At 71.3% G+C, this 24,425-nt stretch carries 11 protein-coding genes; 6 read left to right on the top strand and 5 right to left on the bottom strand.

The annotated features are described in order from the left end of the window. Positions 1-44: 44 nt before the first annotated feature. On the bottom strand, positions 45-1,523 hold the full coding sequence (locus tag ACFMRZ_RS36065) for a DHA2 family efflux MFS transporter permease subunit (protein WP_400182621.1): 1,479 nt from the start codon (positions 1,521-1,523) through the stop codon (positions 45-47). Positions 1,524-1,766: 243 nt separating this feature from the next. Here ACFMRZ_RS36065 and ACFMRZ_RS36060 point away from each other — a divergent pair, with 243 nt between their 5' ends. The 6 genes from ACFMRZ_RS36060 to ACFMRZ_RS36035 all read left to right on the top strand — a co-directional run bounded on the left by ACFMRZ_RS36060 (position 1,767) and on the right by ACFMRZ_RS36035 (position 18,966). Then, a complete protein-coding gene (locus ACFMRZ_RS36060) occupies positions 1,767-2,420 on the top strand; it encodes a TetR/AcrR family transcriptional regulator (RefSeq protein WP_400182620.1) in 654 nt (217 codons plus the stop codon). 58 nt (positions 2,421-2,478) lie between these two features. After that, on the top strand, positions 2,479-3,360 hold the full coding sequence (locus tag ACFMRZ_RS36055; RefSeq protein ID WP_400182619.1) for a menaquinone biosynthetic enzyme MqnA/MqnD family protein: 882 nt from the start codon (positions 2,479-2,481) through the stop codon (positions 3,358-3,360). 35 nt (positions 3,361-3,395) lie between these two features. Then, a complete protein-coding gene (locus ACFMRZ_RS36050; RefSeq protein WP_400182618.1) occupies positions 3,396-5,522 on the top strand; it encodes an AMP-binding protein in 2,127 nt (708 codons plus the stop codon). 61 nt (positions 5,523-5,583) lie between these two features. Next, entirely contained in the window at positions 5,584-10,875 is a 5,292-nt protein-coding gene (locus ACFMRZ_RS36045; RefSeq protein WP_400182617.1) for an SDR family NAD(P)-dependent oxidoreductase, read from the top strand. Continuing rightward, positions 10,872-17,633, top strand: coding sequence for a type I polyketide synthase (locus ACFMRZ_RS36040; protein ID WP_400182616.1), 6,762 nt, complete (start codon positions 10,872-10,874; stop codon positions 17,631-17,633). The genes ACFMRZ_RS36045 and ACFMRZ_RS36040 overlap by 4 nt, the downstream gene beginning before the upstream one ends. Before the next feature lie 70 nt (positions 17,634-17,703). After that, positions 17,704-18,966: an FAD-dependent oxidoreductase gene (locus tag ACFMRZ_RS36035; RefSeq protein WP_400182615.1), complete on the top strand. Its 1,263-nt coding sequence runs from the start codon at positions 17,704-17,706 to the stop codon at positions 18,964-18,966. Between the two features lie 139 nt (positions 18,967-19,105). On the opposite strand, the gene ACFMRZ_RS36030 is transcribed toward ACFMRZ_RS36035, so the two are convergent. The 4 genes from ACFMRZ_RS36030 to ACFMRZ_RS36015 all read right to left on the bottom strand — a co-directional run bounded on the left by ACFMRZ_RS36030 (position 19,106) and on the right by ACFMRZ_RS36015 (position 24,425). After that, the gene (locus tag ACFMRZ_RS36030; protein ID WP_400182614.1) at positions 19,106-20,443 is read right to left on the bottom strand and encodes a cation:proton antiporter; all 1,338 of its coding nucleotides are present in this window, start codon (positions 20,441-20,443) and stop codon (positions 19,106-19,108) included. 63 nt (positions 20,444-20,506) lie between these two features. Beyond that, complete coding sequence (locus tag ACFMRZ_RS36025) at positions 20,507-21,805, bottom strand: NAD(P)/FAD-dependent oxidoreductase (protein ID WP_280270180.1); 1,299 nt, start codon at positions 21,803-21,805, stop codon at positions 20,507-20,509. Between the two features lie 18 nt (positions 21,806-21,823). Beyond that, positions 21,824-23,551 carry an FAD-dependent monooxygenase gene (locus ACFMRZ_RS36020; protein WP_400182613.1) on the bottom strand — a complete coding sequence of 576 codons (1,728 nt, stop codon included), beginning with the start codon at positions 23,549-23,551 and terminating at the stop codon, positions 21,824-21,826. 13 nt (positions 23,552-23,564) lie between these two features. Further along, entirely contained in the window at positions 23,565-24,425 is an 861-nt protein-coding gene (locus tag ACFMRZ_RS36015) for a hypothetical protein (protein ID WP_400182612.1), read from the bottom strand.

Raw genomic sequence — 24,425 nt, 5'->3', positions numbered from 1 at the left:
GCTCGGCGCCCTGAAATTCATGCTATGAGTTCGATCACACATGGTCACGGCGCTCCCGGCGCGGGCATCCGCGGGGCCGCACCGTTGGCGGCCACCGGCGCCGCCGGCGAGCCCGTCATCGGCAGGGCCGCCAGCACCACCGGCACCATCGCGGCGGCGGCGAACCAGAACACCGCGTGCAGCCCGTCCAGCCAGCCGGTGGTGATCGTGGTGGTGATCGCCGCGAACGCCGCGATACCGAGGCCACCGCCCATCTGCCGGGCGGTCATGCTCATGCCGTACCCGGAGGCGAACTTCTCCTGCGGCACCGAGGTCGCCGCGGCCGAGGACACCGCGGTCATCAGCAGGCCGATCGCCAGCCCGGACAGCAGGCCGACCGGCAGCCACACCGCCAGGAACCGGCTCTGCTCGTGCAGCAGCAGCGCGAACAGCACCCCGGAGATGCCGAACAGCACCGCACCGGCGATCGTCGCGAGACGCTGGATGTCGGGATGCTTCGACTTGCCGACGACGCCGGCGCCGATCGCGGCGGTGAACGCGCCCGGCGAATTCGCCAGTCCCGCTTCCCAGATCGAGTACTTCCAGACCACGATGGTGTACAGCGGGCAGGCCAGCAGCCACGCGAACATCGCGATGCCGAACAGGAACGACACGGCGCTGGCGGCGGCGAACTTGCGGTCGGCCCACAGGTGCACCTCGAACACCGGCACCCGCTGCCGCATGGAGCGCAGGATCCCGGCGGCCAGCAACACCAGGCCGCCGACCGTGGTGACGATGAATCCGGCACTGAGCCAACCCCATTCGCCGCCCTGGGTGAGTCCGACGACCACCGCGCCGACGCCGAGCGCGATCAGGATCGCACCCACCGGGTCGGGCCGCTCCCGCACCTCCGGCTTGATCTCCGGCAGCCAGGTGCGCCCGACCACGAAGGCCACCAGGCCGACCGGGACGTTGATCAGGAACACCGCCCGCCAGTCCCAGGCCCACACCAGCAGTCCGCCGAGGGCGGGACCGAAGGCGGCGGCCGCGGAGGAGGCCGCCGCCCAGGCCGCCACCGCCGTGACCCGGCGCTCGGGCGGGTAGGCGCCGAGTACCAGGCCGAGAGCGGCGGGGATCATGCCACCGGCCGCAAGGCCCTGCAAAAACCTTGCGCCGATGAGGAATTCGACCGTCGGCGCCGCGGTGCACAGCGCGGAGGCGATGGTGAACGCGAGCAGCGACCACAGGAAGACCGCCTTGCGGCCGAACACGTCGGCGTAGCGGCCCACAGGGGTCAGCACGGCCGCGAAGAACACGGCGTATCCGGACACCACCCACGACAGGGTCGGCAGCGCGGTACCGGGAAAACTTTCGAAGATGTCCGAGAACGCGACGTTCACCACGGACATGTCGAGGAAGGCCACGAAGGTGGCCACCGAAGTAATCAGCAGGACTCGCCGCGGCTCGATCGGCGCGCGGGCTCCTGCGGGGAGGGGGTATGCCGACGCCTGGTTCGAGACCTTGTCGGCGACGTCATCAGTCATCGTCCACCTGCCGGGGAATCACGAGAGGGCACATCGGGAAGACCTCACAGTCTGTTGAACCGAACGTTCGTGCGGGTTCATTAACGCACGATCGTTCGGTCCGGTCAAGGCGGTGACGACCGACGACTCACGAAAGCGCGCGGATTACGGCACGGACCGAACAGTCTGGCCGAACGATCGTTCGGCTACGATGGGTATCGAGGGGTACTCGCCCAGGGGTTGTGAAAAAGGAGACACGGGTCGATGACGGAGACTCGCCCGGCACGCGGCCACGACACCCGCCGTGCCATCCTGCGTGAAGCAGTCCAGGTCGGCGCGGTGGAGGGCCTGGACAGGCTGACCATCGGCCGGCTCGCCACTGCCCTCGGCGCCAGCAAGAGCGGCGTATTCGGGCTCTTCGGGTCCAAGGAGGAACTTCAGCTGGCCGCCATCGAGGAGGCCAAGTCGACCTTCATCGCCGAGGTGATCGGCCCGGCGCTGCGGCTGCCCTCGGGCATCGAGCGGCTGCGTACGCTGTGCGAGGCCTGGCTCGACCACACCAGCAGGGACGCCGCGGCCGACGGCGCCTGCTTCTTCCTGTCGGTCGGCTCCGAGTTCGGGTCGCGGCCCGGCCGGGTGCGCGACGCCATCGTCTCGGTGTGGCAGCAGTGGCACGACTTTCACCGCCAGACCATCGTGGAGGCCCAGCAATTGGGCGAGATCACCGCCGCGACCGATCCGGCGCAGCTGGCCTTCGAACTGGCGGCCATCGAGCGCAGCGCGGTGGCCGACTCGACGCTGCTCGACGAGCCCGCCGTGTTCGACCGGGCCCGCACGGCGATGCTGCGGCTGCTGCGCGAGCACGCCACCGACCCCGACCGGATCCCCGTGCCGCCGCACAGTCGTGCGGCCGAATGACGAGCTTAGGGGACGCGTAGGGGTTACCGCTCCTGGGTGATTGGACAACAGTGGGCCTATGCGCTCAGTGTCCGGCCCGGGTGCCCGCAACCGGCACCGCACGACCGTGCGGCAACGTCCGCGGGTCGGCCATATCGACTTCCTCAACTGGCTCCCCATCATGTGGGGGCTGGCCCGCACCGGCAACCTGATCGAACTGGATCTGGTGCACGGCACCCCCGACGATCTCAGCGACGCGCTCGCCGCCGGATCGATCGACCTCGGCCCCATCAGTCTGGTCGAATACCTGTCGCACACAGACGAATTGGAGCTGCTGCCGGACCTGGCCATCGGCTGCGACGGACCGGTGATGTCGTGCCTGATCGTGAGCCGGGTGCCGCTGGACCGGCTCGACGGCGTCCCGGTGGCGCTGAGCTCGACCAGCCGGACCTCGGTGCGGCTGGCCAGGCTGCTGCTCAGTGACTACGTCGGGGTGCGGCCCCGGTTCTTCGTCAGCCCGCCCGACCCGGCGATCATGTTCGCGCAGGCCCCGGCCGCGGTGCTGATCGGCGACGTCGCGCTGCGCACCGCGCTGTTCGACGCGCCCGAGCGGGGCCTGATCGTGCACGACCTCGGGCAGATGTGGCGCGAGTGGACCGGGCTGCCGTTCGTCTTCGCCGTCCTCGGTGTGCGGCGCGAATTCGCCCTGCGCGAACCGGATTCCGTGCGCCGCGTGCACGCCGACCTGCTGACCGCGCGCGATGTGGCGCTGGCGGAGATGGACGAGTTGTGCGAACGGGCCGCGCGCTGGGAGGAATTCGACGCGGACACCCTGCGGCGCTACTACACCCGCGCCCTGGACTTCGACCTCGGACCGCGGCACCTGGAGGGTATCGCGGAGTTCGCGCGGCGAACCGGGTACCGCACGAATCTGTCTGCCGCACTGCCGGATTCGGCGTGACGCGGCAGCGGAAAGTGATGACAGCGGGAGGTTCGATGACGGCAGCGGTGGATCTCGGCCCGGCGGCTCGCGTGGACGCCCTGGCCCGGCAGGCCGGGCGCCGGGTCGCGGTGGTGTACGAGGGCGGCACCTACAGCTACGACGTACTCGCCGCGCAGGCCCGGCGGCTGGCGGCGGTGCTGGCCGACGGCGGCGCGGGCGACGGCGACCGCGTGGTGTACCTGGGCGGCAACAGCGTCACCTTCCTGGCCACTTTTCTCGCGGCCGCACGGCTGGGATCGGTGTTCGTGCCGGTGAATTCGCGGTTGACCGCGCCGGAGGTGGCGGTGATCCTCGCGGACTGCGCGCCGCACACCCTCGTGGTCGAACCCGGGCACCGGGAGATCGCCGAGGCCGCCGGAAGCTCCGCACGGCTGCTGCTCGTGCCCGGCGACCCGGGCCAGGACCTCGACGAAACCCCCAGCGGCGCTTGGGAAGTGCTACCACCGATGGCCGGCGACACGGTCCCGGAACCCGTACCGTGCCCGGCCGACCGGCCCGCGATGCTCGCCTATACCTCGGGCACCACGGGCAGGCCCAAGGGTGTGCAGCTGACGCACGGGAACCTGTGGTGGAACGGGGTCAACATGGACATGGTGGCGGCCGCCGCGCCGCTGGATGTCACCCTGGTGGTGGCGCCCCTGTTCCATACCGCGCCGCTGGGCTGTTTCACCTTGCGCACGTTGCTGCGCGGCGGAACGGTGGTGCTGCGCCGCGACTTCCAGGCCCCGCGGATGCTGGCGGATCTGGTCGACTACCGGGTCACCACCGTTTTCGCGGTACCGGCCATGTTCGCTGCGGTCGCGGCCCTGCCCGGCTTCCCCGCGGCGGATCTGTCGGCCCTGCGCACCGCGGTCACCGCCGGTGCGCCCGCACCCGCGCCGCTGATCGGCCGATACCTGGACCGCGGCATCGCGCTGCAGCAGGCGTACGGTCTCACCGAGACGCTGTTCGTCACCTGCCTGCCCGCCGATCGCACCGCCGAGCATGCCGCCTCGGCCGGACTCGCGTTGCCCTACACCGAGATTCGCATCGTCGACCCGGCCGCCGGGACACCGGTGGACGCGGGCGAGCCCGGCGAGGTGTGCCTGCGCGCGCCGACGGTGACCGGTGGCTATCGCAATGCCCCCGAGGCCACCGCGGCCGCGTTCCTCGACGGCTGGTTCCGTACCGGCGACATCGGTTATCTGGACCGCGACGGCTGCCTCTACCTGGTCGACCGGCGCAAGGACATGATCATCGTGGGCGGGGACAACGTGTACTCGGCCGAGGTCGAGCAGGTGCTGGCGCGGTGTCCCGGCGTGACCGATGTGGCGGTGGTCGGAGTGCCCGACCCGCATGAGGGCGAGAGCGTCGTCGCGATCGTGAGCAGCCGCGCCGAACTCCGGCCCACCCTGGCCGATCTGCGGCGTTTCGCCGAGGGCGAGCTGGCGCGCTACAAGCTGCCGACGCGGGTGGTGCACGCCGCGCAGATTCCGCGCAATGCGATGGGCAAGATCGACAAGATCGTCATCCGCGCGGCGCTGGCCGACGAGGACCACAGTGTCTTCGCCACGACGGCAGACGATCAGTCTCCGGACGAACAGCGGGCTACGGCAACGCCTTCCGAGCCAGCAGCCGCCCCGCCCGCGTGGTTGCGGGCGCTGCCGTCACTGCCGCCCGACGAGCAGCACCGCGTCGTCTTCGACGTCGTGGCGGCGAGCGTCGCCCGCACCATCCGCGGCGCGCCGCCGGTGCTGGCCGCCGAAGACCGGCTGCGCGACATCGGCCTGGGCTCGCTGGCGGCGGTGGAGCTGGCGCGCCATCTCGGCGCCACCTTCCACCTGGACCTGCCCACCACCACCCTGTTCGACCACGCCACCGTCGGCGCGCTGGTCCGGCAACTGTGCGACCGGATCGCCACGGCCGGCGCCCGCCCGCCGGTATTGGAGCTGGTCGCGGAATTCGAACGCGCACTGCGCGATACCCCGTTCGCACCGGCCGTGCACGCCGAACTGCGTGACCGCCTGCGAGCCTCGCTCAACCAGCTCACCGGCGCGCCCGCCGCCGCCACCGCCGATGTCACCGGGGCCACCGACCACGAGCTGTTCGCACTGCTCGACGCCGAACTCGGAACACGCTGAGCCGCTGCGGATCCCGCCGCGCTCGCCGACCGCCCATGCACCGTCCGGGAGGAGTCCCCCGATGACCGACGAAGCCACCCTGCGCGATTACCTGAAACGCGCGACCACCACCCTGCTGGAGACCCGGGCACAACTGCATCGGCTGGAGTCCGCGCAGCGCGAGCCGATCGCGGTCGTCGGGATCGGCTGCCGGTATCCCGGCGGTATCCGCTCGCCGCAGCAGCTGTGGGACTTCGTGGCCGCCGGGGGCGACGCGGTACGGCCCTTCCCGCCCGACCGGGGCTGGCATCCGGAGTCCCTGCTGGGTGACGATCCCGACCGGCCCGGCACGATCACCGCCGAAGGCGGCGGATTCCTCGACACCCCTTTCGATTTCGACGCCGAGTTCTTCGGCGTCTCGCCGCGCGAGGCCCTCGCCACCGATCCTCAGCAGCGGCTGCTGCTGGAGGTGGCGTGGGAGGCGTTCGAGCGCGCGGGGCTGGACCCGCAGGCGTTGCGCCACAGCGACTGTGGCGTGTTCGTCGGGGCGATGTACCACGACTACGCCAGCCGCCTGCGGACGGTGCCCGGTGAACTGGAGGCGCAGCTGGGCACCGGTAGCGCCGCGGGCGTGCTGTCCGGCCGCCTCGCCTACAACTTCGGCTTCACCGGTCCCGCGGTGACCGTCGACACCGCCTGCTCGTCGTCGCTGGTGGCGGTGCACCAGGCGGTGCAGGCGCTGCGTGGCGGTGAGTGCGGGCTGGCGCTGGCCGGCGGGGTGACGGTGATGTCGACACCGGCCAGCTTCCTGGAGTTCAGCCGCCAGCGCGGGCTGGCCCGCGACGGGCGCTGCAAGGCGTACGCCGCCGCGGCGGACGGCACCGGCTTCGCGGAGGGCGTGGGAGTGCTAGTCCTGGAACGGCTTTCGGACGCACAGCGGCACGGCCATCAGGTGTGGGGACTGCTGCGTGGGTCGGCGGTCAACTCCGACGGCGACTCCACCGGGCTCACCGTGCCCAGCGGCGCGGCCCAGGCCCGGGTTATCCGGCAGGCGTTGGCCGCGGCGGGCGCCACGCCCGGCGACATCGACGCGGTCGAGGGCCACGGCACCGGCACCACGCTCGGCGACCCCATCGAGGTGCGCGCGCTGCTCGAGGTGTTCGGCGACCGCGACGGCGACCCGCTGTGGCTGGGCTCGGTGAAGTCGAACCTCGGCCACACCCAGGGCGCGGCCGGAGTGGCCGGAGTGATCAAGATGATCATGGCCATGCGGCACGGAACGCTCCCTGCCACACTGCATGTCGACGAGCCCACGCCGCACGTGGACTGGACGGCGGGCGCGGTGCGGCCACTGCGCGAGACGCGGGGCTGGCCCGACACCGGCCGCCCCCGCCGGGCGGGCGTGTCGTCGTTCGGCATCAGCGGCACCAACGCGCACGTAGTGGTCGAACAACCTCCCCAACCCGACCCGGTAGCGCTCACCGCGCCGATCCCGTTGCCGCCGTTGACGACCTGGTTCCTGTCGGCCCGCACCGACGCCGCGCTGGCCGGTCAGGCCGCCGAGCTGGCCCGCCACGTCCGCGCCCATCCCGATCTCCCGGCCGCGGAGATCGGCCGCGCGCTGGTGACGACGCGGACCCGTTTCGACCGGCGCGCAGTCGTTTTCGGGCACGATCGCGGCGAGTTGCTGACCGGGCTGGACACCCTCGCCGCCGGTGGACAGTCACCGGCCGTGGTGCGCGGCACGGTATCCGGCGGGCCGGTTCGCACGGCCGTCATGTTCCCCGGACAGGGCGCCCAGCGCGTCGCGATGGGACGACAGCTACATGCGACCAATCCCGTGTACGCCAAGGCATTCGACGAGGTGTGCGCACACTTCGCCGACCATCTCGAGACCGACCTCGCCGAGGTGGTGTTCGCCGAGCCGGGCAGCGCCAACGCGGAACTGCTGAACCGCACCAGTTTCACGCAGGCGGCGCTGTTCGCGGTGGAGGTCGCGATGTACCGGCTGGCCGAATCCCTGGGACTGCGACCGGATTTCCTCATCGGGCACTCCATCGGCGAACTCACCGCCGCCTACCTCGCCGGAGTGTGGCGGCTGCCCGACGCGGCGACGCTGGTCGCGGCGCGCGGGCGGCTGATGGACCGGCTGCCCGGCCACGGCAGCATGATCGCGGTGGCCGCCGCCGAGCACAAGGTGACCCCGCTGCTGGTCGGCCGAGAGCACGCGGTGTCGGTGGCGGCGATCAACGGCACCGCCGCGGTCGTACTGTCCGGCGCGGACGCCGCGGTCGGCGAGATCGCGGCCACGCTCGAGACGCTGGGACGGCGGACCTCCCGGCTGCGGGTCGCGCACGCCTTCCACTCGCCGCTGGTCGAGCCCATGCTCGACGAGTTCGCGCGGGTATGCCGCAGCGTCGAGTACCACGAGCCGACGATCCCGATCGTCTCCAATGTCACCGGGGCGCCGGCGGATCCGGCCCGGCTGCGCGACCCGCAGTACTGGGTCGACCAGGTGCGGCGCCCGGTCCGGTTCTTCGACGGCCTGCGACGGCTGCGCGAGGACCACGACGTGCGGGTGTTCGTGGAGGCCGGTCCCGGCAGCACATTGACCGCGCTGACCCGGGAGGCGTTCACCACCGACGCGGCCGTGACCACCACACCGCTGCTGCCGAGCCGGCGCGCCGAACCCGACGCGGTCGTGGCCGGGCTCGCCGCCGCGCACACCGCGGGCACGCCGATCCGGTGGTATCCGGAGGCCGCCACCCCGCCGGTGCAGTTGCCCACCTACGCGTTCCAGCACCGCCGCTACTGGCTCGACGCCGGGGACACCGTCGGCGCGGACCGCGAACGCACCGGCCATCCGCTGCTGGACCGTTCCCTCGCACTGGCCGACGGCGGATATCTGTTCTCCGGCACCGTATCCGGCGGCACGGTCTGGCTGGCGGACCATGTCGTGCACGGTGCCGCGCTGCTGCCCGCGACGGCCTTCCTCGACATGACGCTGCTGGCCGCCGACCACGCGGGGCTCGACTACCTCGAGGAACTGACCCTGCTCGCACCGCTGACCGTCCCCGACACGGGCTCGGTGGCCGTACAACTGGCGATGGCCGCGGCCGATGCCGCCGGCCGGCGCGCGGTCACGATCCACTCCCGCACCCCGGACGGCGACTGGGTCCGGCACGCTGAGGCCGTCGCGGCGCCGACCCCGGCGGACCGCACGCGCCCGTCGGTGCACGGCTGGCCGCCGGAGAACGCCGAACCCGTCGACCTCGACTCGCGGTACCGCGAACTGACCGCGGCGGGCTACCACTACGGTCCGGCCTTCCGCGGCGCACGGGAACTGTACGCGCGCGACGACGAGCATTTCACGGCCGTCGCGGCCCCGGCGGGCGTACACACCGGCGGCTACCGGATCCATCCGGCGGTTCTCGATGCCGCGCTGCATCCGCTCGCCACCACGTCCGGGCCCACCCGGTTGCCCTTCTCCTGGCGCGGTATTCGATCCTTCGGCCCGGCCACCGGCACGATCCGGGCGCGGCTGACGGGCGGTCCCGAATCCGCCGTGGAGGTATTCGACGCCGCCGATCGCCCGGTGCTGGCCGTCGACGCGCTGGTGCTGCGCCCCGTCGAGGTCGGCACCCTGAGCGCCGGGGACGGCCGCTACCGGCTGGGCTGGATCCGGCCCGCGCCCGGCGGCGGCAGCCTGTCGTGGTCCGAGCTGAACTGGTTCGAGCTGCCCGAATTCGACCTGACGCCGACGGGGGTGCGGTCCGCACTGGAGACGGTGCTGCACCAGATGCGCGACTGGCTGCACGAGTCCGACACCGGAATGCTGGCGATCCGCACGCGCGGCGCGGTCGCGGTGGGCGGCGCCGCCGTCACCGATCCGGCCGCGGCGGCCGTGTGGGGGCTGGTTCGGTCAGCCCAATCCGAGCATCCCGGGCGGTTCGTGCTCGTCGACTCCGATGGCAGCCCGGCCGGACCGCTGCCCGCCGACGAACCCCAGATCGCCACGCGCGCAAGCGATGTGCTGGTGCCACGGCTGGTGCCCGCGTACGAACCCGCGATCGGCACGCCGTGGCGGACGGACGGCACGGTGCTGATCACGGGAGCGAGCGGCGTGCTCGCGGGGCTGGTGGCGCACCATCTCACCACCGACCACGGCGTGCGGCACCTGCTGCTGCTCAGCCGCGGACCGATCGACACGAACGCCCTCGGCCTGCCCGCCGACTGCACCGTGACGACCGCCGAATGCGATGTGTCCGACCGTGATTCGCTCGCCCGCGCATTGGCCGGAATACCGGCGGAACGACCGCTCACGGCCGTGGTGCACGCCGCGGGCAGCGTCGACGACGGACTGGTCGAGACGCTCACCCCGGATCAGTTCGAACGGGTGCTGCGGCCGAAGGTGGACGGCGCCTGGAATCTGCACGAACTCACCCGCGAGCTGGATCTGTCCGCGTTCGTGCTGTTCTCGTCGGTCGCGGGACTGATCGGCGCGGCCGGGCAGGCCAACTACGCCGCCGCGAACGCCTGGCTGGAGGCACTGGCGTGGCAGCGGCACACACAGGGCTTACCGGCCACCGCGCTGGCCTGGGGATTGTGGGCGCGCACCACCGGTGTTTCCGCGGCGCTCGGAGATGCCGACCGCGCGCGGCTGGCCCGCTCGGGAATCCTGCCCCTGTCCGATGCCGAGGGGCTGGCGCTGTTCGACGCCGGGTGCGCCGGAGACGACGCGGTCCCGGTGCTGGCCGCGCTGGACCGCGCCCGGCTGGATCCGGCCGCCGCACCACCGCCACTGCGCGGCCTGGCCCGGCCGCGCCGCGAATTCCCGCCCCGACCCGAGCATGCGGTACCCGACATGCCGGAGTTCCCAGCGCGTTTCGCCGTGCTGGAAGCCACCGATCGGCGGGAGCTGGTGCACGACCTGGTACACGAACTGGTCGCGGCGGTACTCGGGCACACCGGCGACCTGCCGACCACCGACCGGACCTTCACCGAACTCGGATTCGACTCGCTGACCGGGATGGAGTTGCGCACCCGGCTGGCGGCCGCCACCGGACTGCGCCTGCCCGCGACTCTGGTGTTCGACCATCCCACACCGGACGCCCTCGCCGCGCACCTGCACGCCAAGCTGCTGGCGGAGGCCGAGACGCTCGCAGACGGCGACGCCTCGGCCCCGGTGCGACGGCTGCCCGAGTCCGTGCCCGGACCGGCCGACGACCCGGGCGGGGAGTCCGCGTCGATCCTGCACATGGATGCCGCGGACCTGATCCGCATGGCACACGGTGGCGGCGCGATGCGCTCGGGGTCCACCGACTTCTGGACCGACGGCAACGACTTCTTCGACGACGACCAGGGGACGGCATGACCAACCCGAACGCCGAACTGATCGATGCCCTGCGCGCCGCCCTAGTGGAGCGGGATCGGTTGCGGCGGGAGAACTCGCGGCTCGCCGACCGGCTCGACGAGCCGATCGCGGTGATCGGCATGAGCTGCCGCTTCCCCGGCGGCGTGCACGGCCCGGACCAGTGGTGGGAATTCCTGGCCGCCGGCGGCGACGGCATCACCGCCTTTCCCGCGGACCGCGGCTGGCGCGACGACGACCGCGCCGAACGCGGTGACTACCCGAGGGTGGGCGGATTTCTCGACGCCGCTTTGGATTTCGACCCGGATATGTTCGGCATCTCGCCGCGCGAGGCGCTGGCGACCGATCCGCAGCAACGGCTGTTGCTGGAGGCGTCGTGGGAGGCGATCGAACACGCTCGTCTCGATCCGCTCGCGCTGCGCGGGTCGTCGACGGCGGTGTTCGCGGGCGTAATGTATCACGACTACGCCGATCGGCTGGGCACGGTGCCCGAACGCGTCGAGGGACATCTGCGCACCGGCAGCCTCGGCAGTGTGGTGTCCGGTCGGGTGGCCTTCGCGCTGGGGCTGCACGGGCCCGCGGTCACCATCGACACCGCGTGTTCCTCGTCGCTGGTGGCGATGCATCTGGCCGGGCACGCGCTGCGACAGCGGGAATGTTCGCTGGCGCTGGCCGGTGGTGTGACGGTGATGTCGACGCCGAAGGTGTTCGCCGAGTTCGCCCGCCAAGGCGGGCTGGCGGCGGACGGCCGCTGCAAGGCCTTCGGGGCCGGCGCGGACGGCACCGGCTGGTCGGAGGGCGTCGGTGTGCTCGTGCTGGAGCGGCTGTCGGACGCGCGGCGGCTCGGGCACCGGATCCTCGCCGTGCTGCGCGGTTCGGCGGTCAACTCCGACGGCGCCTCGAACGGGCTCACCGCACCCAACGGCCCAGCGCAGCAACGAGTTATCCGGCAGGCGCTGGCGGCGGCGGGCCTGCGACCCGACGACATCGATGTGGTCGAGGGTCACGGCACCGGCACGCGGCTCGGCGATCCGGTCGAGATCCAGGCCCTCCTCGACACCTACGGTCAGGGCCGGACGCGGCCCCTGTGGCTGGGTTCGGTGAAATCGAACGTCGGCCACACGCAGGCGGCGGCCGGAGTGGCCGGGGTAATCAAGGCGATCATGGCCATGCGTCACGGCGTCGTCCCCCCGACCCTGCACGCGAAAATCCCTTCACCGCACGTGGATTGGTCCGAGGGACCGGTGTGCCTCGCCACCCGAACACAACCGTGGCCCGGCACCGGCCAACCACGCCGCGCCGCGGTCTCCTCCTTCGGCATCAGCGGAACCAACGCCCACGTAATCCTCGAACAGGCACCACACGACCCCATGCACACCACCGGCTCGGGTGTGGCACAGCCGGTCACCACGGAGCACGGCGAAGAGATTGCGGTGCAAGGGGTTTCGATTGCCTGGCCGTTGTCCGGCCGTACCGATGCGGGGCTGGCCGGGCAGGCTGCGCGATTGTCGGAATACCTAGAGGCGCATCCGGAGGTGTCGGCGGGAGATATCGGGTTTTCACTTGCCAGCACGCGGTCGCGGTTCACGCAGCGGGCGGTGGTGTTCGGACAGGATCGGGATCGGCTGGCCGAGCGGTTGGATGTGCTCGCCGCCGATGGGCGCTCCCCCGGTGTGGTGCGCGGGACGGCGCATCCGAAGGCCAAGACCGCCTTCCTGTTTCCCGGGCAGGGGTCGCAGCGGCCGGGCATGGGACGTGAGCTGCATGCGCATTATCCGGTGTTCGCCGACGCGTTCGACGAGGTCGCCACGCTGTTGGACCCGAAGCTGGAGCGGCCGGTGCGCGAGATCGCCTGGGCGGCCGCCGATCACCCCGACGCCGCCCTGCTGGATCGCACCGACTTCACGCAGGCCGCGCTGTTCACCGTCGAGGTCGCGCTCTACCGGCTGCTCGAATCCTGGGGCGTGACACCGGATTTCCTGCTCGGCCATTCGATCGGCGAGGTGAGCGCGGCGTACCTGGCCGGGGTGTGGTCGCTGACCGACGCCACCGCACTGGTGGCCGCGCGCGGACGGTTGATGCAGCGCCTGCCGCCCGGCGGCGCGATGCTGGCGGTCACCGCCGACGAGCCCACCGCCGATGAACTCATCGCCGGCCATCGGGACCGGGTCGCCATCGCCGCCGTGAACGGCCCTGCGGCACTGGTGATTTCCGGGGACGAGGCCGCGATCGAAGAGATCGCGGCCGCTGCCGTGGCGCGCGGCCTCACCGCGAAGCGGCTCCGGGTGAGCCACGCCTTCCACTCCCCTCGCATGCGGCCGATGCTCGACGAATTCGCCGATGTCTGTGCGGCCCTGACCTACCGGCCGCCGCGACTGCCGATCGTCTCCGATCTCACCGGGCAACCGGCCGACCCCGCCGCCGTGCGCACCCCGGACTATTGGGTGCGGCACGTCGCCGAGCCGGTGCGTTTCGCCGACGGCGTGCGCTGGCTGCGGGAATCCGGCCGGGTCACCCTCTTCGCCGAGGTCGGGCCGGGCGCCGCACTGTCCTCCCTGGTGGCCGCCGACGCCGACGCGGTGGTGACACCCCTGCTGCGCCCTGACCGGCCGGAGCCGGACGCGGTCACGACCGCCGTGGCGGAGGCGTATGTCGCGGGCGCGGCGGTGGATTGGACCGCCCTCGTACCCGGCGCGCGAGTCGTCGACCTGCCGACATATGCCTTTGCGCACCAGCGCTTCTGGCTCGATCACGTACCGCGGGCCGACGTGCGCGCCGCCGGACTGACCGCGGCCGACCACCCGCTGCTCGGTGCGGTGGTGGCGGCGCCCGACGATGCCGCCACCATCCTCACCGGGACGCTGTCCGTACGGGATCACCCGTGGCTGGCCGATCACCGGGTCGGCGACCGGGTGCTGGCACCGGCCACGCTGTTCGTGGAGCTGGCGTTGCGCGCCGCCGACGAGGTGGGCGGTCACGGCATCGCGGATCTGGTGGTCATCACACCACTCGTGCTCACCGAGGAGCCCGTGCGAGTGCAGGTACGGGTGCAACCGCCCGACGCCGACGGCCGCCGCTCCTTCGCGGTCTACGCCAGAAGCGACGACGGACCGTGGACCACGCATGTCGAGGGCACCCTGGGCGGCGAGCCGTCGGGCGAGACCGCACCGCGTGGCACGGAACAGCCTGCGGTATGGCCGCCGCCTGGTGCGGTCCCGCTCGACCCCGGCGAGCTGTATCAGCGTCTCGCGGATGCCGGACTGCATTACGGACCCCTTTTCCAGGGCATGCGGGAAGTATGGCGCGAAGGCCCCGATCTCCTTGCGCGAGTGTCGCTTTCCAGCGACGTCGATGCTGGGGGATATGGGCTCCACCCCGCGCTGCTCGACGCGGCACTCCACCCGCTCGTGGCGCTCGCCGACGACAACGGGACTCGCCTACCTTTCGCGTGGCGCGGCGTCGATCTGGCCGCCCAGGGCGCGACGGAACTGCGCGTCCGCCTGTCGTCCCCAGCACCGGACCAGCTGGCACTATCGGCGACAGATCCAACAGGGGCGACCGTAATCACTGTGGGCTCCCTCGAACTACGTGCAGCACCAATAGTTTCCGACGCTCCCACCGGCGACCCGCTCTATGCGGTCCACTGGGTTCCCGCCCCCGAACCCGGCGGCGCTCCACTCCCCCTCGATGTCCGCTTCGCCGAACCCGGCCTCACCCCAACCGCATCCGCACGTCCCAAGGACTCCGGGGCCACCGCAGAACACCCTGTCCTGGCCCACCCCGGCGGTTCCGAAACGACACCGGATCACGGCGGCCCCGCGCATATCAGCGCTCCCGAAACCACAGCACAGCAAGCCGAACCCCCCTACGCCAACGGCGTTGCGCCGCAACGCATCGGCAACGGGAAGGTGCTCCCACATCCGAACGGCGCGGACACCACGCCCGATGGCGGGATCGACCGCACCGAAATCGCTCACGCCACCGCCGTTCGCGGCCCGGAAGACGCGGCCGCCGTCGACGCGGCGGGCAGCACCAGCGCCGTACTCGCCACAGGTCCGGCCAGTACCTCCGCCGACCACGCCCTGCCCGGCGTGATCGTCCTGCGGGCCGATGCCCAGTCCGCCGAGCCGATACCCGCTACGGTCCGAAACCACGTGGCCCGCACGCTCGAACGGATGCAACGCCTGCTCGCGGACGAGCCGGACACCTCGCTGGTCGTCCTCACCCACGGTGCCGTCGCCACCGACCCGGCTCGCGAGCGCGCCGACCTCGCGGGCGCCGCCGTGTGGGGGCTGATCCGCAGTGCCCAGGCCGAGTACCCCGACCGGATCGTGCTGCTTGACCTCGACGGCACCGCGCCCACCGACCTCGACACCGCTCAGGTCGGCCCCCTGGTCTCCCGCGCTCTGGCCACGGGGGAACCGCAACTCGCGCTGCGCGACGGCGAACTCCTGGTACCCCGCCTGTCCCGCCTCGCCGCGCCCACCGGGCCGGACCTGCTGCGCGGCGACCCGTGGCGGCTCGTCATCACCGAGCCGGGCACCCTCGACACGGTGAGCCTGCTCCCGGCGGAGGACGCACCGAAACCATTGCAGCCGCACCAGGTTCGGATAGCCATGCGCGCCGCCGGGGTGAACTTCCGCGACATCCTGATCGGCCTGGGCATGTACCCGGACCCGAACGCCGTACTGGGCGGCGAGGGTTCCGGCGTGGTACTCGAAGTCGGCTCGCAGGTCACCGTTTTCGCGCCCGGAGATCGGGTGATGGGCCTGTTCGACGGCATCGGATCCACGGTCACCACCGATCACCGCCTGGTCGCCCGCGTTCCGGACGACTGGACCTTCGCGCAGGCCGCCGCGGTCCCCGTGGTATTCCTCACCGCCTACTACGCGCTGGCCGATCTCGCCGGACTCCGCGCCGGGGAATCGGTGCTGGTGCACGCGGCCGCCGGCGGCGTCGGCACCGCCGCGACGCAGCTCGCGAAGCATTGGGGCGCGGAGGTTTTCGCCACGGCGAGCCCCGGCAAGTGGCAGGCGCTGCGCGACCGCGGTCTCGACGAGGACCATCTCGCCAACTCCCGCACACTCGATTTCGAGGAACACTTCCACACGGTCACCGGCGGGCGCGGCATGGATGTCGTGCTCGACTCGCTGGCCGGGGATTTCGTCGACGCGTCGCTGCGGTTGCTGCCGCGCGGCGGGCGGTTCGTCGAGATGGGCGTCACCGATATCCGCGACCCGGACGCGGTCGGCGAGCACTTCCCCGGCGTCGCCTACTACTCGTTCCTGATCAGCGAGGTCGACCCCGACCGTATCCGGAGCATGCTCACCGAACTGGTGACGCTGTTCGAGACGCGCGTCCTCACCCCGCCGCCGATCACCGGCTGGGACGTGCGGGACGCGGTGACGGCACTGCGCCACGTCGGGCAGGCGCGTCACATCGGCAAGGTGGTACTCACCTGCCCGCGGCCGCTGGACCCGGCGGGCACGGTGCTCGTGACCGGCGGCACCGGCATGATCGGCGCGGCGGTGGCCCGCCACCTCGTGATCCGGTACGGCGTAGGTCACCTGCTGCTGTCCAGCCGTGCGGGCGAAACAGCCTTGGGTGCAACGGAATTGGCAGAGGAACTGGCGCGGTCGGGAGCCCGCGTGGAGATCGTGGCCTGCGATGTCACCGACCGCGCGGCCGTCGAGGAACTGCTACACCGCGTCCCCGAGCCGCATCCACTCACCGCCGTCGTACATGCCGCGGGCACCGTCGACGATGCCCTGTTCGCCGGTCAATCCCCCGAGCGGCTGGAGCGGGTGCTGCGGCCGAAGGTCGATGCCGCCTGGCACCTGCACGAGCTGACCCGTGCCCAGGATCTCGCCGCGTTCATCGTCTTCTCCTCGGCGGCAGGGGTTCTCGGCACGCCGGGCCAGGCCAACTACGCGGCCGCCAACGGATTCCTCGACGCGCTGTCCGCCCGGCGGCGGCACGACGCGCTGCCGAGCAGCTCGCTGGCGTGGGGACTGTGGGACGAACAGAGCGCGGTGAGCGCACATCTCGGCGCCCGCGACCGGGCCCGCATGGAGCGCGGCGGTTTCCGCACCCTCACCACCGCCCAGGCGCTGGGGCTGTTCGATGCCGCGCTGCGCAGCAGTTCGCCGGTCACCGTCCCGATCCGGCTGGACACGGCCGCCGTCACCGACCCGCCGCCGCTGCTGCGCGGGCTCGTGCATCGCCGCCGCACCGCCGCGGCGGCCGCGGCCGAACCCGCCGACTTCGCCGCCCGCCTCGCCGGGCACACCACCGAGGAGCAGCACCGCCTGCTGCTGGAGTTGCTGGCGCAGCACGTGGCCGCGGTCCTCGACCACGACACCGGCCGGGCGTTCGACGGGCATCGGCGCTTCGCCGATCTCGGCTTCGACTCGCTCACCACGGTGGAGCTGCGCAACCAGCTGCGCCGGTCGACCGGCGTGACGATCTCTCCCACAGCGGTTTTCGACTATCCGACGCCGGCCGCGCTGGCCGAGCACCTGCGCAGCCGCATCGACCCGCCCACCGCGGTCGTCGGTGGTCTGGTCGCCGATCTGGAGCGCGACCTGGAGCGGCTGGCCGAATCCGATATTCCCCGCGCCGATCTGGAACGACTCGCCACCAAGCTGGCCGCGGCATTGCATCGCCACCAGCCCGACGCGACCGTCGACCTCATCGAGATCGCCGGGGACGACGAGATATTCGACCTCATCGATCGCCGCTCGGACGGATTGCGCGCATGACACCTCGAAACCCCGATCTCCCAGCGCCGACACGGCCGCGGCCGATTCCACTGCGAGGACGGTGTTTTCGATGACGAGTACGGACCGGTACGACGTGGTGGTCGCCGGGGGCGGATCGGCGGGTGTGGCGGCCGCCGTCGGCGCCGCACGGACGGGTGCGCGAACGCTGCTGATCGAGCGCGGCCCGTGCCTGGGCGGCGCCGCGACGCTACGGAACGTGCTCACCTACTGCGGGATCTACACCCGGGCCGACCCGCCACGCCAGGTGGTCTTCGGCGTCGCCGACGAGGTGCTACACGGGCTGCGCCGCCTCGGCGCGGTATCCGAGCCGACCCGATTCACCTCCGTCGCAGTGGTATTCGATCCCGAATCGGTGAAGCTGGTGCTGGACCGGATCTGCGGCGACGCCGGCGTGGAGGTGCGGCTCGACAGTCAGCTCATCGACGCCCACCGCCGAGGAGACGCAATCGACGCGGTGCACCTCGCCGATCATCAAGGCCTGCACACGATCCGGGCCGCGGCCTACGTCGACGCCACCGGCGAGGCGGACCTGGCGAACTTCGGCGGCGCGGCGGTCCGATACGGCAACGGCGGTCTCGTCCAGAACGGCACGCTCGGCGTGCGGTTCGGCGGCATCCCGCCGGGCGCCCAGGTCACCCGCGATACGCTCGCCGCCGCCATCGCGGCCGCGAAACTGCACGGCGCGCAAGTGCTGGCCGAGCGCGGACTGGTTGCGCGCCTACCTGTTTCGGGCGACATCGTCACCTACGTGGTCGACGAGGGCTACGACGCCCGCGATGCCCGCGAACTCACCCGCGCGCAGGTGCACGCCCGCATCCAGGCCCAGGAATACCTCGCCGTACTACGCACCCTGCCCGGCTGCGCGAACGCCTACATAGTCGCCACCGGCCCGGAGATCGGCACCCGCGAATCCCGCCACATCCTCGGCCACTACCGCCTCACCACCGACGAGGTACTCGGCGCCGCACACCACGACGACGTCATAGCGATGGGCGCTTGGCCGATCGAGTACCACCCCGGACCGGGCGTACTCCCCCAGTGGCAGTTCATCACCGGCGACGCCCACTACCACATCCCCCTCGGCGTAATCCGCAGCATCGACACCCCCAACCTCTTCGCCGCCGGCCGCACAGTAGACGCCGACCGCTACGCCGGCGCCTCCCTACGCGTCATGGGCACCGCCTTCGCCACAGGCCACGCAGCCGGAATCACCGCCGCCCTCCACACCTCCGGATCCGGAGCGACCGCAGCCCACGTGCAGCGCGAACTCCTCCACCAGGGCGCATATCTGGAGATCCCGCACGCCGCCTGAGATCCGGGGTCAGTCGGGGAAAGAGGTTACGAAGGCGGCGGCGATCAGGGCGGCGCTGATCACGGCGATGACGGCGATGCTCCACATGGGGACTCTCTTCGGTTGGGTGGCAAGCGGATTCAACCTAGCGTGAGCTGTCTCACACCGCCACCCGGGCCGCGGCGGTTTCACCGGCCGCGCCGAAGACCAAGCCGTTCTTCCAGGCGTTGCGTTCGAACATCCGGAACAGCGGGCTGGCAACGAATGTCGTCACGATGGTCATGATGGCCAGAATGGTGAACAGGGTGGGGGTGATGAGTCCCTGGGTGAGGCCGATATTGATGAGCACCAGCTCCATCAGGCCACGCGCATTGGCCAGCGCGCCCATCGCACCCGCCTCCCGCCAGCTCAGCCCCTGCCACCGCGAGGCCAGCGACACCGCGCCGAACTTCCCCGCGAACGACACCACCAGCACCACCGCGGCCGCGACGATCGCCACCGGATGCAGCAGCAGACTCAGCTTCGTATTGAGCCCGGCGTACACGAAGAACGCGGGCAGCAACAGATACGCCACCAGCGGCTCGGTCCGCTCCCGCACCCGGTCCAGCCACTCCCCGCGCGGCATCACCACCCCGGCGAGAAACGCCCCGAACACCGAGTAGATGCCCGACCAGTCGGTGAACCAGGCGCACACCAGCACCACCAGCAGCACCACCGTGAACGGCCCCAGCGGCAGCCCCGCGGGATCGGCGCGCATCTCCTTCTCCGCCCAGCCGTTCAGCGAACGCAACAGCCGCCGCCCGACGGTCAGCATGAACAACACGAACACACCGCCGCCGACGAAGGCCAGCACGGCGCTGTTCATATTGCCCTTGGCGCTGGCGACCACGACCGCGAGCAGAATCCACGACCAGGCGTCGTCGAACGCCGCACACGCCAGCGTCATGGTCCCGACCCGGGTGTTGTGCAACCCGGAATCGTGAATGATCCACGCCAGCACCGGAAACGCGGTGATCCCCACGGCCGCCGCGAGGAACAGCGCGGCCTGCCACGCCACCACCTTGCCGGTGAAGAAATCACCGTGCTGGAACAGCACGTAGCCGGTGGCGGCGCCGAACAGCAGCGGAACCGTCAGCCCCGCCGTCGCGGTGGTCCCCGCGACCCGGATGTGATCGGTGAGGATCTTGGTCTGGAACGACGACCCGACCAGGAACATATAGAGCACCAGACCCAGTTGCCCGACCACGTAGATCACCGTCAGCGACGGATGCGGAATGGTCTGCCCGCCGATCCCGAGCGTCGCCGGGAACAACCACCGCTGCGCACCGGGCCAGATCGCGCCCAATACGGAGGGCCCGAGCAGGAAGCCGGCGGCCATGATGGCGACCACCTGCATCTGCCCGAGCCGCTTCAGCAGCGGCCACACCAGCCGGTAGACCGCGAGGATCACCGCCATCTGCAGAAAGAAGTGCAGCGTCAGTTCGAGATACGACGGCATGGGTCAACACCTTTCGCCGCGTCCGTGGCCACGACGGCCACGGACGCTCGAGGGTCCCGAGGGCTAAGCCGGGACCACGGTTCGGGTATCCGCGGTGCGCGGATAGATCGGGCAGTCGGGATACAGGTCGAACGGCGCGAACAGCGACCAGTCCGGCTCGGCGCGCAGCCGGTTCACCAGCGGGCTCTCCTGGGTCCAGAAGTCGCCGCTGACCAGCCGCACATGCCATTTCGGATCGAGGTCGGCGGCCATGTCCAGGATGACCTGCCCCATGACCGGCTGCCGGTTGTCGTAGACGGCGCAGATGAGCCGGTAGTAGGTGCCGTACGCGGTCTTGAAGAACGACTCGTAACTCGTGGTGGCCTCGTCGTCGGACACGGTGCCCGCCAACCGATCCGCGGCCAGCTCGCCCGCCTTGCGGCCGGTCGCCAGGGCCAGCAGCACCCCGCCGGAGAACACCGGGTCCGTGAAGCTGCCCGCATCGCCGACCAGGAAATAGCCGGGGCCGCAAAGCCTTTCGGAGTGATACTCGAAATTCCGCTCCCCCTTCAGTTCCCGCAGCACGGTCGCGCCGCGCAGCCGCTGCTGGATGCGCGGCACCCGGGCCAGGTGCTCGTCGAACACCGCCTCGGGCCGGTCGGACTGCAGGATGGACATGGGCGCCACCGCGCCGATGCTGATGGCGTCGGCGCGCAACGGAATCGCCCACATCCAGCCGTCCTGGTGGATGCCCAGCTGGGTGTCGCCCTCCACGCCGGGGTTCTGGCTCTCGTCGAGATTGCCGTAGTGCTTGAACACCGCGGCCATCTTCAACCGGCTGTCGTGCACCCGCAGCCCGAGCTTCTTGGCGATCACCCCGGCGCGGCCCGACGCGTCGGCGAGATACGGCGCGGTGGCGTGGTGGGTTTCGTCGGCGTAGGTGTAGGTGACTCCGGTGACCCGGCCGTCGTCGGCCACGTCCACATCGGTGACCGTCGCGTCCTCGAGGACGGTGACGCCGGCCTTGGCGGTCTCGTCGAGCAGCGTCTTGTCGAACTCCGCGCGCTCCACCTGAATGGCCCAGGTGCGGCGGCCGTCGCCGATCTCGCCGAAGTCGATGCGGCGGGCGTTACCGGCGATCCCGGTCAGCTCCACCCCGGGCTTGAACGCGTAGGGCTTGGCCATGACCGCGTCCAGCAGTCCGAGCTGGTCCAGGATCTCCACGGTGTAGGGCAGGAACGATTCGCCGATGTGGAAGCGCGGGAACCGCACCTTCTCCAGCAGCAGCACCCGGTACCCGCGCCGCAGCATGGTCAGCGCGTACGCGCAACCGGCGGGGCCGCCGCCGATGACAATCGTGTCGTAGGTCGTGGTTTCGGCCATGATCACTCCATTTTCGTTTCAGCGGAATGTAATTCGGTTCATTGCTGCGGTCAGTTCGGCGCCGGGGTCGGCGCTCGCACCGGCGCTGCGCCACGCCACGTGCTGGTCGGGTCGGACGAGCAGGGCGCCGTCGGGGCCGATCTCGCGCACCCGCGACCAGTCGCCGGAGTCCGGCGCCGCCACCCGCAACGGCAGGCCCGCGCGGTCCCGCAGGCCGCGGGCGGCGTCGGCCCACGACTGCCCGGCGGACCCGGTGACCAGCGTGAACTCCCCCGGGGGCACCAGGTCCAGCGTGGAGCGGCGCGCCCCGTCGTGCGCGACCCAGGCGTGCGGCAGCCGATGTCCCGGCCGCGTGGACGGAAAGTGCTTGTCCCCCATCGGTTCCGGTATCGGCGCGGCGGTGCCGTCGGGCACCAGCGCGCCCTGTTCGTAGGCCGCGCCGATCTCGATGTCCAATGCCTGGCAATCGATCCGATGGGTGCGCAACACCTCCGCGGTCCGGGCGCGGGCGGTGCGGCCGCGCGCGGAGTCCTCGAAGTAGGTGTTGAAGAACGTCGGCCGCATCCAATGCGGCACATGGGGTCCCAGCCCCAGCGCGGCCTCGCTCATCAGTTCCGAGTTGGCGATGATGCTCACCGCCCAGTCGAGATTACGGCGGCCGACCGGGCGGCGCTCGGCGTCGTAGGTGTCCAGCAGGCCCGGACCGGCGTGCCCGCGTTCCACCGCGGCGATCTTCCAGGCCAGATTGTGCGCGTCCTGGATGGCGGTATTGAGGCCGAGCCCGGCCGCCGGGGGCAGCTTGTGCGCGGCGTCACCGGCCAGGAACACCCGGCCGTGCCGGTAGCGCTGGGCGTTGACGGCGTCGACGGTCCAATTGCTGACCTTGTGCAGCCGCACCCGCAGATCCGGGATACCGAGGGTGTCGCGGATGCGGGCCAGCACGGCGTCGCGCTGCGAGCGCGCCGGATCGTCGGGCCCGGTGGTGAAGTGCAGGCCCCACTCCTCGCTGAATCTGCCCCAGGTGGGCCCCATTTCGACGAGGGTGGACCCGGACAGCTCCGGTCGTTTGGGGTTGACGAAGTAGGTGAGCAGCGCGCCGTCGCGCTGCCAGCGGGACAGATCGGCGGTGAAATGCACCGTGGTGACGTGATGGAACCTCGGCCAGCCGTCGAACCGCACCCCCAGCGACGGCCCCAGCGTCCGCCCACCGTCACCGGCGATCAGATACTTCGCGGTGACGGTGCTGTCCCCGCCCTCCGCGTCGCGCACGGTCGCGACGATCCGGTCGTCGCGCTCGGCCCACTCCACCAGTTCGCAGCCGTACCGGACGCGACCGGGCGCCCGCTGCTCGGCGGCCGTGCGCAGCAACGGTTCCGAGCGGATCTGCGGCACATTCGTCGCGGCCACCGGGCTCGCCGCCGACCAGGACTCGCGCAGTTCCCCGCCGCCGAAGGCGTCCATCTCGTAGATCAACCGGCCGTCGAAGGGCCCCTTCCCGGCCAGCGTGGTCTGCCAGCACACCGCACCGAATTTCTCCAGCGGCGCCCCGACCGTCTCGATCTCCCCCGCCAAACCGTACTGGCGGAAGATCTCCATGGTCCGGTGATTGAGGTAGTGCGCCTTGGGCAGTCGCGCCGTGTCCGGGCGCTGCTCCACCAGCAGATGGTCGATGCCCAACTCGGACAAGAAGATCGACGCCGTCAGGCCGCAGCCGCCGGCGCCCACGATCAGCACGGTGGTGTCCATGTCCCCTCCGCGGTCAATGGCCATGGTGCTCGGGTAGATCGGGGCCCACCGAGGTCGGGCCGCCCGGATACGGGAAGGAGCCGGGGATGCCGCCGTCGTGGCCGACGACGACCTGCGCGGTGTTCACCGCGCCCGTGATCGGGGTGTCGCTGCCGGGCACCATCCACACGTGCAGGTCCCACGCCCGCGGATGCACCAACCCCGGCGGGTTCGGCAGCGCCGCGGGGATGGTGCCCGGGTCCTGCCCCACCCACTCCTCGGCCGGCGGCTGGGTCACCATGTCGAAGGTGGGGAAGGCGTGCACGCCGCGTTCGTGGAAGCCCCAGTCGGTCGGAAAGACGCACAGCCCGTTCTCGATCGGCGTCAGGCCCGGAGTGTACACCGCACCGTAAAACCAGCCCACCAGTTCGTAGGGGAACGACGGCATATACGGGTCGTCGTGCACGGCGTTCGGGTTCAGCGAGCGATAGAACAGTCCGGTCGGCTGCCCGCTGGTCACCGCGTCACGCGCGATCGACCCGGCGGTGACGCCCTCGATCCCCTTGGCGATGATGTCCAGTGAGCGCGGCAGATTCAGCAGTCCCACCCCGACCCCGCGATACTGCACCCAGCCGTGCGAGTCCGGACCCCAGCCGCCCAGCGCGGCCAGCGCCGCCGCGTCCTGCGGGCCGTGCAGCACGCGCAGCGAGCCCAGCCGATCCAGCACCCGTTGCTGGTCGGCGGCCAGGGACGCGGCCCGCTGGCCGGCGTCGCACTGCCGGTCCGCGACCGGGACGCGGTCCGGCTGCACGATCTCGTCGGCCGCGACGGCCGGCGCGAGCGCCGCGGCGGTCGTCAGCGCCGCCGCCAGCAGCAGTGGAAGCCGAAGAGCCAT

It is taken from the genome of Nocardia sp. N2S4-5, from assembly GCF_044628355.1.
Lineage (GTDB): Bacteria > Actinomycetota > Actinomycetes > Mycobacteriales > Mycobacteriaceae > Nocardia > Nocardia wallacei_B.
The sequence above is the reverse complement of the archived record's forward strand: the minus strand, read 5'-3'. Positions and strand labels throughout refer to the sequence as shown.